Below are 12,442 nucleotides of genomic sequence, written 5' to 3' on the forward strand. Positions count from 1 at the left end.
ATCGTCCCGTGAGCTCGCTTACCTGCTGCTCGGTCAGGGGCCGTTTGGGCTTGTCGAGCAGCAGATACGCCAATTGGGCGGCGCCGCGCCCGGAATCAGCCCGCCGCACTCAGCTGCCGGCCGAGGCCTCAGTCGACGAACCGATGGCCGCCGAGAGTTCGTCGGCCGCGGCGACCACCAACGGGGCCGAAGCCTCGATGGTCGCTCGGGGCATGCGAAAAGCAGGTGCCGAGACGTTGATGGCCGCGGCCACCTCTCCGCGGTGGTTCCGGACGGGTGCCGCAATCGCGATCAGCCCGGGCTCGGATTCTTCGCGGGCCACTGCGAAGCCTCGGGCACGCTCGCGTCGCAGGCGTCTGACCAGGGCTGGTATGTCCTGCGGCGCCGACCGGGTGCCGGGGAGTGGGTCGGCGTCGTCGCCAAGGATCGAGCGCAGATCCGCTTCATCCATGTCGACCATGAGCGCCCGCCCGGCGGAGGTGCATGGCAGGGGCGAGGTTCGCCCGACCCACTCGTGGGCCTGGATGCCGCGCGAGGTTCTCTCGGTCAGCAGGGTCATGGCGCCGCGGCCGGACAACACCGTGAGGTAGGCGGGCTCGCCGACGCCGCGCGCCAACGACCTGAGCACCCGGGGCGCCTCGCGGTGCAGCCTCTCGTCCCCGGCCGACGTTGCCAGGGCCAGGACCTGCCACCCGATGCCGTACCGCAGTGTCCGGGGGTCGCGCTCGATGAACCCTTCTTCCGCCAGAACCTTCAGCGTCCTGGACACCTGGCTCTTTTCCTTGCCCATCTCGGTTGCCACCTCCTGGACTCCGAGGGGGCCTTCGCCGAGTATCCGAAGGATAGTGAGTGCCCGATGCACGCTGGAGAGATTGTCGCCGACCATGGGCACATCCTCGCACCACGCGTGCGTATACAGCAACCAGCGTTGTTCGTTATGGCAACGAGGTCCTACGGTCGAAACCATGTGCGGCATAGTGGGCGTCTTCCATGACGCAAAGGAATCAACGGCAGACAACGGCACAATGGGGGAGCGCGCCCTCGACAGGATCGCCCACCGAGGGCCGGATGACGTCGGGCTCCGACACGTCGGAGACATGGCGTGGTTGGGCCACCGTCGGCTCTCGATCGTCGACGTCGACAGCGGACACCAGCCCCTGGGCGGAACGCGCGGTCCCTCCGACTGGGTCCTCGTGTGCAACGGGGAAATCTACAATCACCAAGGCCTCCGCGAAGAGATGCCGGAGGCCTTCGACTCGCGTTCAGACTCCGCGGCCGCGCTCGCGGTCCTGCGAACCGGTGGGCCGGCCGCGCTGGAGAGCCTGCGCGGCATGTTCGCCCTCTGCGCGGCGACCGAGGACGGGGAGTTCGTGGCGGCGAGGGACGCCGTCGGCATCAAGCCCCTCTACTGGGCGCGCACCGAGCACGGCACCGTCTTCGCTTCCGAGCTCAAAGCCTTCGACCCAGAGGTGCAGCCACTGGTCGAGGTCTTCCCTCCAGGGTTCTGGTGGACTCCGCACGAGGGGCTGCATCGTTTTGCCGAGGCGATTCCCGACCGGGTCGAAGACCAGCTCGGGACGTCGAGGGACGGCCAGCACGGTTCGGACGAAGCCCTCGAGCAGGCCACCTTCGACGCCGTCGCGGACTCGGTGCGGAGGCACCTCATGGCCGACGTCGAGGTCGGGGTCTTCCTCTCCGGCGGACTCGATTCCGGTCTGGTTGCCGCGATCGCCGCCGACCACTGCGCTCGTCAGGGCAGAACGCTGAAAACCTTTGCGGTGGGAACGCGGACGTCACCCGACCTGCTCGCGGCACGGGAGACCGCGGAATACCTGGGGACGGACCACCACGAGGAACTTTTGGACGAGGACGCCGCTCGGGAGGCCCTGCCCGACGTCGTCGGGTCCATCGAATCCTTCGACGCGAGCCTGGTTCGCAGCGCGGTGCCCAACTGGTTCCTCTCGAAGATGACGTCCCACCACGTCAAAGCCGTTCTCACGGGCGAGGGTGCGGACGAACTGTTCGCGGGGTACGGGTACTACCATGAACAGTTCGCCTCACCCGCGGAACTCGACGAGGAGTTGAGGCGCACCATCGAGGGACTGCACGGGCTCAATCTTCAGAGGTGCGACCGGGTCACGATGGCCCATGGGCTGGAAGCCCGCGTGCCCTTCCTCGACAGCGACGTCATCGCGCACGCCATGTCCCTGCCCGCCCGTCTCAAGGGGCTCGAGAGCGACGGAATGGAAAAGGCTCACCTGCGGAGGGCATTTCGGGGATGGCTCCCGGAGCATCTGCTCTTTCGGCGCAAGGAACAATTCGGGACCGGCAGTGGGGCCCAGGGGTTCCTTGACCGGGTCGGTCATGTCATCGACGACGCCGAGTTCTCCGCGGAAACCGTGGCACCCGGTGCCCCCGAGATCCGCAGCAAGGAAGAACTGGTCTACTACCGCATGTTCAGATCCGCTCTGCCCGAGGTTCGGCCCGACGCCGCACTGACCCGGTTCGCCGTCGCCTGAACCTTCGTCCCGCCGGGTCCGGGTTGTCAGCTCGCGCCGTCGATCTCCAACACCTTGAGAGCCAGCTGCACTCGGTTGGTCACCCGGAGTTTCTCGAACAAGTGGGCCACGTGAGTCTTCACGGTCGGCAGGGACAGGAACAAGGCGTCCCCGATGTCCGAGTTGGTCAGTCCCTGGGCGACGAGTCGGGCCACTTCCCACTCACGGGTGGTGAGCCCGTCAGGGGCATAGGCCGAGTAGTCAGCTGCGGCGGGACCGGGTGGCTTGCCCGGGCGCTCCTGTACGGGACGGTCCGGCGTTTCCTCCGCAGCCAGCCGGACCAGGCGTTGCAACACGGTCGGGGAGAAGCGCGACTCCCCTTGGGCGGCGTCGTGGACGGCTTGGACCACCTGTTCGGGCGGCGAGTCCTTGAGGAGGAAGGACACGGCCCCGGCGCGCAGCGCATCCAGCAAGAAGGTGTCGGTTTCGAAAGCTGTCAGCACGACGACGTGTGCACGAACGTCTGCCTGCCTCAGGCGACGCGTCGCCTCGATTCCGTCCGTTCCCGGCATGCGGATGTCCATGAGCACGACGTCGGGGTCCAGCCGTTCGACCTGGTCGATCGCCTGTGCACCGTCGGCGGCTTCGCCGACCACGGACACACCGTTCGCGCCGTCGATCATCAATCGCAGACCGGCTCTCATGAGCTTCTCGTCGTCGGCCACCAGGACGCGGATCCGTGACGGATCCGTAGCACGGTCATGGGTCACCGGGGGTTTCCTCCGTTCGAGGGCCAGGGCAAATGCACGTCGACGGTGAAGATCTGAGCCTCGGCCGCCGCAGCCGATTGCTCATCCGGGGCGCACGAGCGCGGGCCGATGGTGCAGGTCCCACCGAGAAGATGTACGCGTTCGCGCAATCCTGTCAGGCCCATGCCAGTACCCAGTGCCTCTTCTTCAGGCCGGTGCGCCGGGGAATTGATGGGATTGCATGCGGTCAGCGTGAGCTCATCCGCGCCGGCGGCCGAGGTCCGTCGGGCGACCCGCAGGTCCAGTGGCTGGCCGGGCGCGTGTTTGCGGGCGTTGGTCTGGACCTCGCGGAATATTCGCACGACGGCGACCGCGAGCGTCGAGCTCGCAGCGTCAAGATCCGCGGGTGTCACGTCCTCCCACGTCAACGAGATGTCGTGACCTTCGGCCCGGGACTCGGCCACCTGTGCGACGAGGTCCGCCGCGGTGGGCAGGGGAGCGGCGTCCTCCCTCAACGCCGACAGCACATTGCGGAGTTCGGCGTTGGCGGACCGCGCCGCGTCCCGGATCAGCGCGGACGTCTCACGCATCCGGGACGGCGACATGTCCTCCCGGTAGCCGAGCGCACCGGCATGCAACGCGATCAAGGACAGGTGGTGGGAGAGGCTGTCGTGCATGTCGCGGGCGATCGAGGAACGCTGCTCGGCCTTCGCCTGCGCGACCAGTGCACGGTGTTCGCGTGCGAGCGCCTCGTGGCTCCGTTCGATCGCAGCGCGTTCCCGCTGGACGCTGACGGTCTGACGGCGCAAGGACTCGATGAGGGCCATGCGGGTTCCCCTGACCCGTCCGATCAGGAGAGACACGGTCGCGACGATGACGCCCGCCGCCAGGTCGACCCACGGCGTCGGCGGCTCGATGGGGTCGGCCCAGTGGTAGACGAATCCGTAGACCAGCGCAGCACTCGTGCAGAGCACGACGCCGCCGGCATCGGTGCGCCAGTCGCGCCGGATCCCGACGCGGTAGAGCCCGACGGCAGCCGCCGGAACCGAGGACCCACTGATCGCAGACGGTAGGACCAGCACCAGGTTCCAGAGTCCGGTTCGGCGCAACGGACCCGAGGCGGCGTTGGTGAGCGCGCCGAGACCGAGGTCCAGTGCCAGAACGAGGCCGGCTCGATCCGGGATCTGATTGTCGTGCTGCTCCAGGGTCATGCCGAAGAACAGCACGAATATCAAGGCGCCGACGGCCAGGCAGATCACGGAGCAGAAAGCCATGCGTGCAATCTCGCGGAGTGCTCTGAGCGCCGGGCGCCGGCGGGGAGCTTGTTCGTCGATGGCTTCGTGGTCCGTGTCGCGGGTCGGCGCCGTCCAGTCGGATGCGCTGGTATACCCATCCGAGTCCGGTGCGTCTGCAAGCGAGTCCGGGGAGCCCGTGCGCAGGGGGATGCTCGGGGCATGGGGTTCTGTCATCACCACTTATTGTAGAAAAGCGCATGGTCCACGGCATCAGCCGAAAGCATGAGATCGGGACGTTCCGAGACAGCGGGCAATCGATACTTTCGTTCGATGTGTGAGGTGCCCCCCGGGAATCGAGGATGGAATCATGATTGCTTCCTCGACCCGTTCCACGCACGCTGACAATCCGCCCGAGCCGTTGCCATATCACCGGATGGCACGGCTGACGCCCCGAACCCGCAAGTGGTGGCGACCGTTGCTCGTCCTGCTTCTGGCGGCGGGCCTCATCGGCGCATTCTTTGCGGTCGCTCTGGTGGTGACGGTTCTCTTCGGCATGGTGCCCGGGATACCCGAACCGACCGCTGACATGGAAGACCCCCGCAATCCGGCTCATCGCATTTGAGGGTGTAGGTGGTTCCTGAAGCCGCCGGTGTCGAGCAGCGATCGGGCTATGTAGTTCGTGAGGTTCCGGAATCCGAGGGCGGAGCCGCGGAGGTGTTCCAGGCGCCCGTTGATCGCCTCTGTTGGCCCGTTGGACGTGCCGGGCCGGTCGAAGAACGCGAGGATGTCGGCGGCGCGCTGCTTGAGCGTGCGGCCGAGCTTGCGGACCTCCACGAGCGCGGCGGGGACGCCGCTGGAGACGGAATCGATGACGGCTGTCATCAGCTTCTTCGCCGTCTTCCGATCGGGTTCGCGGTAGGCAGCGATCACGCGCTGGTAGATGCCCCAGGTCGCCTCGACCTCGACGTGCTCGGAGACCGCGAACAGTGCCTCGAGACGGGTCTGCTGCCGGTCAGTGAGCAGCTGCGCGCCGGTGTGGAGGATGCGGCGGGCCTTGTAGAGCGGATCGTTTTTGCGGCCCCGCCGGCCGTGCAGGCACTGCTGGACGCGACGACGGCAGGTGTCGAGGGCGTCGCCGGCGAGGCGGACGACGTGGAACGGGTCCATCACCGCCTGCGCGTCCGGGAGCTCCTCGCTGACGGCGGTCTTGAAGCCGGTGAACCCGTCCATCGCGACGACCTCGACACCATCGCGCCAGTCCTGCGGGCGTGCGGCGAGCCAGGTCTTGAACACGGCTTTCGAGCGACCCTCGATCATGTCCAGCAGACGGGCGGGGCCGGTCTTGTCGCGGTTCGGGGTGAGGTCGATGATGACGGTGACGTACTTGTCGCCGACTCTCGTGTGGCGCCAGACGTGCTCGTCGACGCCGATCACGGCGACGCCGTCGAACCGGGCGGGATCGTCGATCAGCACTCGACGCCCTTCAGCGAGGACCGCGTTGTTCGCCGTGTGCCAACCGACACCGAGTCCGGCGGCGACGCGGGCGACGGTGAGGTGGTCGATCACGAGCGCTTCCAACGCCCACCGCATCCCGCTACGGGACAGCTTGGCTCGCTCGGGCGCCGCTGCCGTGAGGTCCTCACGCCAGGACCGTCCGCATCCCGAGCACTTGTAGCGGCGGACCCGGACCAGCAGCGTCGTCGGGCGATGACCGAACGGCTCGTGGGCGAGACGCCGCGTGTCCGTCCCGCGCGAGAGCGCCTGGCTACCGCATCCCCGGCACCACGGATCCGGCTCGGCGACGCGGCACTCGATCACCGCGCGATCCGGCTCAAAAAGCTGACCGGTGGCCACGAGGCCGAGCTCGTCGAGATGGCAGAACACGGTCAGATCAGGGGTCGCGAAGGTAGCGTGGTGCACGTCGAGGTCTTCCGGCAGATGGTCAGTGTGAGAACTTCCATCATCGGAAGGCCTCGACCCTCATCCGGCGACCGACGCGCTCAGCCACCTACCCCCTCAACTGCGAAGAGCCTCGTAACCCTGATGGGCTGGTTGCTGGCGGAGCCGCAACGTCGCATCTTGAGCTTTGCCCCACCGGCGACAGATGCGTTGATAGAGCTGACGCAGTTCCTTCTTGTCATACCTATTTGTGAGTTCGTCTACGACTTTGTCATAGTCCTGCTCACGGCCCAGGTCCAGGCCTCGGGACGCCACAGATTCAGCAAGTGCTTGTAGATGGTCATCGAGGCGTCGACGTCGACGCTGGATAAGAACGTAGCCCAAGGCCAATGCGACACTGAGCAGGATGAGGACGATCCATAAGACTGTCATGCTGCTCCTCTGCTGTGTGATTCAATGATAACTCACGATTACCATTCTCGACGTTTACGGAAGTTTGTGTAGACCGTTATAAGACGAGTCGTCACCCGGAATCACGGGATGCCAACCTGTTGTGAGTATCTTTGCGCTCTCGAAGGATGCATGAGTTTCTGTCGAGCTTCCCAACAAATTGGAACGTCCAAATGAGAGCATAGGCGACCACCGTTCACCCTCGAACCAACCACGAGACAGACGACCAGCACCTCACCGTCGTTGGTACGCCCTCTGTCGACAAACTTGTGAACAGTAACGTCTCCCGTTGAACCTCGTGATCTCCTTTCCGCACACCGCACACCGCACACGAAGACACAACCTCGCCCAAACCCTGCCGGTGCAAAGCGGACTGACAACGCAACGAGCAATAATCATGGATACGGCCCTTGTCCGGGCGGACAAAACACGGTGTCCCGCAGTGCTCACACGTAATCGGCACATACCCTTCCATGAACTGAGGTCTCACTACCCCTACAAGTCCCGGCCAGTTTTCCAGGTCCGGTTCCTGCCATCGCTGGATCATACAGTCGACACAAACAGGGGTATTGACTCGCCTCGCCTCTACCCAGGGGAGCTCTTCCGAGCCACGGACCAGGACAAAGCCAGGTATACCCCGCAGGTCAAGGGAGAATAACCGTTCGCAGATTGGACATACGTCAGTTCTCACGTCTGCGACGTTACAGTATCGCGGATGCTTCCTACTTGCACAGGCGACTACGGTAGCGACGCAGCTAGCCCGTAGTGACACGCTAGCGGCATGATCTCGACAGCTTGGTCACTCTCGGAATCGGTGACGGCTGCGCACTATGTAGCTCGTCTCGCTATCGCACCCGATGCGACCCGGTGGTTAGACTCGCTGGGTGATTAGCTTCAGATTGAAACTGTCGAGTTTGATTCGAGCTTGGACTGATAACCGTTAACGAAGAAGCCCCGCTTGCCCAGTTTTCCCTAGTCAAACGGGGTTTGTTGTAATACTGGACGGGATCGATCCGTCAACCTCACGAGTGGCATTCGTTGCCGCCTGAGGCCACCGCGGCGCTTGTTCGATGACTAAAGATTTCGCCACAGAACCCTGGGGCGGATCAGTCCATGTGAGCGGCTCAGCGAAAGGCATACCCCCCCGGGCAAGACTAGTCTGCGAAGCTTCAACGCTCATGTTCTAATCTGCATTCCCGTTCTCGACGGGATTTTTAGTCACGGGGTGACTCTTAAGGTCGACCAACTGCGTATTGAGATAACGGTCAGACTCGCTACATCCGTCGACTGGAACCGATCGACCCCTTCGAACCCGATCCACAGGATAGGAGCCCAGATACTGACCTATTATTCTGCGGCCACCGGCCTATTCTGCAATGGTGACGAGGGCGGCGGCTGACGCAACAAGCATCGACCTATGCCGCTTCAACCTTTCAGGTGACCAGGGATCCTCCGGGGACTGGACTTTGAGCGCCGGCGAGGCATATTGCCATGCCGTGACTTGACCCAATAGCAATGCGAGAACATCGACTGCCACGCCACCGAACCTCTCCGTGAGTGCTTCTATCTTCGGTTCGTACGCAGCGACCTCGTCAGCGGAAGCATCTGGGCGTTCCAACCCAGCCCAGGAAGTCAGCCGCAGAACCTCTGGATGCTCAATTAGGTAGTCGAACAGCGATCCTGCGTACCCAGGGAGATCGTCGACAGTAAACGGGACAGCTTCTGCCATCTCGGACAGTGAAAGTGCCACCACGGTATCGAACAGTACGCCCTTGGGCCCAAAGTGCATGTAGATCGACCGCTTGTTGATATTGCCTGCTTCGGCGATCCGGTCCACACGAGCACCCGCTAGGCCGTGCTCAGCAAACTCGTGCCGAGCGGCATCCAAGATCCTGCGCTTGGTATCGGCGGCGTTAGGAGGCATAAACCAACTCTAACCGTAACCAACTAGTTATTGACAGGGGTCTTCGGGGGTGTGACGATGGCATACATAAGTATCCAGATAGTTACCTTTAGGAGTTGTCATGCCCCAGAAGACACTTATAACCGGTGCCAGTAGCGGATTCGGACGTGGAACGGCACTTGAACTAGCCCGTCAGGGTCAAGAGGTCATCGCCGCGGCTGAGACCTGGCCGCAAGTACGAAGCCTGCGCGAAGATGCACGCGCTGCTGAGGTTGATCTGACCGTGATCAAACTCAATCTCCGCGACGACATAGATATCGCACACGCCGCCAGTTTCGACGTCGACACGCTCGTTCTCAACGCTGGTGTCATGGAAGGCGGAGCTGTCGTGGATATCCCCCTTCAGCGAGTTCGCGAGTCCTTCGATATCAACGTGTTCGGCCATCTCGAGCTGGTACAAGCCATCGCCCCCAAGATGATTCAGCGTCGGCAGGGACGAATCGTGTGGACTTCGTCAATGGGCGGTATCCTCGTCGTTCCGTTCCTCGGCGCGTACTGCGCCACCAAACACGCTATCGAAGCCCTTGCTGGATCAATGAAGGCCGAACTCGAACCCTTCGGAATCAAGGTAGCCACGGTGAACCCTGGCGTGTTCAACACCGGGTTCAATGACACCGGCGCTGAAAGCTACGTGCAGTGGTATGACGCCGAGACCGCGCAGATCCCCATGCCCGATTTTGGGCCATCACTGGCTGATCAAGCCGACCCGCAGGAAATGATTGATGCGATGGTCGAAACGATCGTGTCCGAGGACCCCGACTATCGGACCATGCGCCCGCAGGAAACTGTCGCCGCTGCCAAGCAGTGGCAGGAAACCGAGTGGACTCAAAAGGCCTAACCACTAGCGAGCACGAAGGGACAAAACTATGTCACAATCTACGATCCCCCTCGAATCAGCCACCCAAGTTGTCGAAGCAGGGAAACGCAAGGCCCACGAACTTGGACTGAGCGCAGTATTCGCAGTTCTCGATGCTGGCGCAAATCTCGTCTCTTTTGAGCGTATGGACGGAGCATGGCTGGCCTCCAATGATCTTGCTACAGCGAAAGCACGGACCTCGGTGATGTTCGAGATGCCGAGCGAAGCCCTGAACGCGCCCGTGCAGTTAGGTGAGCCCCTCGCCCACTTCGATCACACCAACGGCGGCTTACTCCTCATGGGAGGGGGCATGCCCATCACCGATGCGGAGGGGAACCTTCTTGGCGCACTCGGTGTCTCTGGCGGGACACCAGAACAGGACGCCGAGGTAGCGCGCACGGCTGTGAGTTGATATACAGACTCTCGCACGGCCTTCTTAATTCAGCCTGCTGGATACAGACAGGGGGTCAATAAAATAGGTATAGGGATCTCATAAGTCCCTAGCCCGTCGGGAGAGAGGCTAAGGCCAGGACCTGGGGCTGACCCCGACGGCCCATTGCCCGTGATCAAACCAAAATCCGGCGAAGCCATCGACTCCTACCCCGTAATCAGTGAATAGGTAGATCCTCCGAAGTGGCGGGATGCCCACCCTATTCCTACACACCGAGGCCGACCGAGCTTCCGTCACAGATTCTTCGATTACCAAGATGTACGTCGTGGACCTGAACGCGAGGAGAAACTATCAAGGCCGGTGAGATCCACGCGCGACTAGGGGAATCACCGGCTTGTTCGACTGAACAGCACTAACGTCCCGAATGAGACAGACATTGGGCGGCCCGGGGCCTTCAAGTCCCCGGGCCGACCAATCATCCGCTCTACGATACAGATGTTGCCTAGAATAAAATCGGCCCGATCAATACGTCTTATATCAGGCCTCTTTGTCAGTGCTCGTCGGTATGGACCATATGTTGGGCGTAAGGGCGTTATCAACGTAGTTGAGGTGGCCCCATGCCGCACCGCCTCGTGACGCTACTCAGGGCCGTTCTCAAAACCCAAAGGGTATGACCCGATTACTGGGCTCCCAGGCGGTGGCCGGGCCTCCAGACTAGGTGGATGTATCACACAACAGGAAGTAGCCACTGTACAGAAGGTTGCAATGGGGCTGTGCCGTCCATAGCTGAATGACGCGGTGGCTCATCGGCTTTCGGACATCCTGGACATCATTCCATCGACCCCCATCGAGTTCGAGACCATCATGACCACGGGAGCCGAGTTGGCTGCCTAACCACCGTCACCTATCCTCACAGCAGTCCCACACAACCTGTCTTGACCGTTTAGTACGACATTGGCACGCAGCGTTAGTCAGGTGGCACCCAGGGCCATAGTAGCGGCGACCTCGACAACCCTAGGTTGAGGAGTGTCAAGGTCGCAGAGACTCACGCCAATCGTTGACTTCCTTGCGGCCGATCAGCACACCAGCACAAGAGGAGAACGCCATGGCAAGCAACAACCGCGCCGTCGTGTTTGAAAGCGCACGAGACATGCGTGTGGAGTCTTTGGACTTCCCCAAACTTGAGATGCCCAACGGCAAAAAGGCCCCGCACGGCGTCATCTTGAAGATCGTGGCCACCAACATCTGCGGTAGCGATTTGCACATCTACCGCGGATCTTTCCCCGTCCCGCAAGGCATGGTCATGGGCCACGAGATGACCGGCGAAGTCGTCGAAATCGGCTCGGACGTCGAATTCCTTTCCGAAGGCGACCTCGTCTCTGTGCCATTCAACGTGGCCTGCGGTCGGTGCCGCAACTGTCGGGCCCGTCGTACAGAAGTCTGCGAGACCGTGAACCCGGACGTCGCCTGCGGGGCCTACGGATTCAATCTGGGCAATTGGCAGGGCGGGCAGGCCGAATACCTGTTCGTCCCGTATGCCGATTTCCAATTGCTAAAGTTCCCGGACAAGGACCAGGCCATGGAAAAGATCCGTGACCTCGCGCTTCTCTCCGACATCCTCCCGACCGCATTCCACGGATTGGTGGAAGCCGGAGCCAAACCGGGATCGACCGTCTACATCGCTGGTGCCGGACCGGTCGGCCGGTGCGGTGCCGCAGCAGCCCGTCTGCTCGGGGCCTCCTGCATCATCGTCGGCGACTACCACCAAGACCGTCTGGACCTGATGAAGAACAACGGCTGTGAAACCATCGACCTCAACCAAGACGTTGCGCTGACCGACCAGATCGAAGCCATCCTAGGCGAGCCGATGGTCGACTGCGCGGTTGATTATGTCGGTTCCGAAGCACACGGAATTGGCATTGAGGCCGATGACATGAACCCGGCACATGCCATCAACCAGGTCATGGACGCCACCCGAGCAGGTGGAGCCACCGGTGTCATCGGTGTTTACGGGCCCGATCCACTGGCGACGTCGAAGGCGGAACAGGAAGGCACCTTCCCCCTTGACTTCGGCAAGGCGTGGATCAAGTCGCCGCGCATCTCCGGCGGGCAGGCACCGATCATGCACTACAACCGTGAATTGATGATGTCCATCCTGTGGGACCGGATGCCATACCTCAGCGACATGCTCAACACGAAGGTGATCAGTCTCGACGAGGCACCCGATGCCTACTCGACCTTCGATACGGGAGTCTCCGAGAAGTTCATCATTGACCCGCACGGGTTGATTCCTTCCTGATCCTCCCCGCTTCTGACCGGGCTGCGGCCGTTAACGGCGGCCACAGCCCGGTTTCTTCATGAGAACCGTTCATGTGTTGGCCAGGCCCCGAGACCAACGTCG

10 protein-coding genes are annotated in these 12,442 nt (G+C 62.6%); 5 read left to right on the plus strand and 5 right to left on the minus strand.

The features are described from left to right. Positions 1-109: 109 nt before the first annotated feature. Complete coding sequence (locus ACTSLZ_RS04100; RefSeq protein WP_443095803.1) at positions 110-886, minus strand: IclR family transcriptional regulator; 777 nt, start codon at positions 884-886, stop codon at positions 110-112. Positions 887-965: 79 nt separating this feature from the next. Here ACTSLZ_RS04100 and asnB point away from each other — a divergent pair, with 79 nt between their 5' ends. Beyond that, positions 966-2,519, plus strand: a complete 1,554-nt coding sequence (asnB, locus tag ACTSLZ_RS04105) for an asparagine synthase (glutamine-hydrolyzing) (RefSeq protein WP_443095804.1) — start codon at positions 966-968, stop codon at positions 2,517-2,519. A gap of 26 nt (positions 2,520-2,545) precedes the next feature. Here asnB and ACTSLZ_RS04110 read toward each other — a convergent pair whose 3' ends face one another. Together ACTSLZ_RS04110 and ACTSLZ_RS04115 are read right to left on the minus strand one after the other, a co-directional pair. Then, entirely contained in the window at positions 2,546-3,268 is a 723-nt protein-coding gene (locus ACTSLZ_RS04110) for a response regulator (RefSeq protein WP_443095805.1), read from the minus strand. Continuing rightward, a complete protein-coding gene (locus ACTSLZ_RS04115) occupies positions 3,265-4,716 on the minus strand; it encodes a sensor histidine kinase (RefSeq protein WP_443095806.1) in 1,452 nt (483 codons plus the stop codon). Before ACTSLZ_RS04115 ends, ACTSLZ_RS04110 begins: the two co-directional genes overlap by 4 nt. Positions 4,717-4,849: 133 nt before the next feature. On the opposite strand from ACTSLZ_RS04115, the gene ACTSLZ_RS04120 reads away from it, so the two are divergent. Beyond that, complete coding sequence (locus ACTSLZ_RS04120) at positions 4,850-5,104, plus strand: hypothetical protein (protein ID WP_443095807.1); 255 nt, start codon at positions 4,850-4,852, stop codon at positions 5,102-5,104. On the opposite strand, the gene ACTSLZ_RS04125 is transcribed toward ACTSLZ_RS04120, so the two are convergent. Then, positions 5,092-6,402 carry an ISL3 family transposase gene (locus tag ACTSLZ_RS04125; RefSeq protein WP_179628043.1) on the minus strand — a complete coding sequence of 437 codons (1,311 nt, stop codon included), beginning with the start codon at positions 6,400-6,402 and terminating at the stop codon, positions 5,092-5,094. The genes ACTSLZ_RS04120 and ACTSLZ_RS04125 overlap by 13 nt on opposite strands. A 1,795-nt stretch (positions 6,403-8,197) precedes the next feature. Then, the gene (locus tag ACTSLZ_RS04130; protein WP_443095808.1) at positions 8,198-8,755 is read right to left on the minus strand and encodes a TetR family transcriptional regulator; all 558 of its coding nucleotides are present in this window, start codon (positions 8,753-8,755) and stop codon (positions 8,198-8,200) included. A gap of 100 nt (positions 8,756-8,855) precedes the next feature. On the opposite strand from ACTSLZ_RS04130, the gene ACTSLZ_RS04135 reads away from it, so the two are divergent. The 3 genes from ACTSLZ_RS04135 to ACTSLZ_RS04145 all read left to right on the plus strand — a co-directional run bounded on the left by ACTSLZ_RS04135 (position 8,856) and on the right by ACTSLZ_RS04145 (position 12,340). Continuing rightward, positions 8,856-9,632, plus strand: a complete 777-nt coding sequence (locus ACTSLZ_RS04135; RefSeq protein ID WP_443095809.1) for an SDR family oxidoreductase — start codon at positions 8,856-8,858, stop codon at positions 9,630-9,632. Positions 9,633-9,660: 28 nt separating this feature from the next. Beyond that, positions 9,661-10,062 (plus strand): GlcG/HbpS family heme-binding protein, encoded by a 402-nt coding sequence (locus tag ACTSLZ_RS04140; protein ID WP_443095810.1) that lies wholly within the window; start codon positions 9,661-9,663, stop codon positions 10,060-10,062. Positions 10,063-11,146: 1,084 nt separating this feature from the next. Then, entirely contained in the window at positions 11,147-12,340 is a 1,194-nt protein-coding gene (locus ACTSLZ_RS04145) for an alcohol dehydrogenase catalytic domain-containing protein (RefSeq protein ID WP_443095811.1), read from the plus strand. Positions 12,341-12,442 lie beyond the last annotated feature (102 nt).

It is taken from the genome of Rothia koreensis (assembly GCF_052232265.1).
GTDB classification, from domain to species: Bacteria; Actinomycetota; Actinomycetes; order Actinomycetales; family Micrococcaceae; genus Rothia; species Rothia koreensis.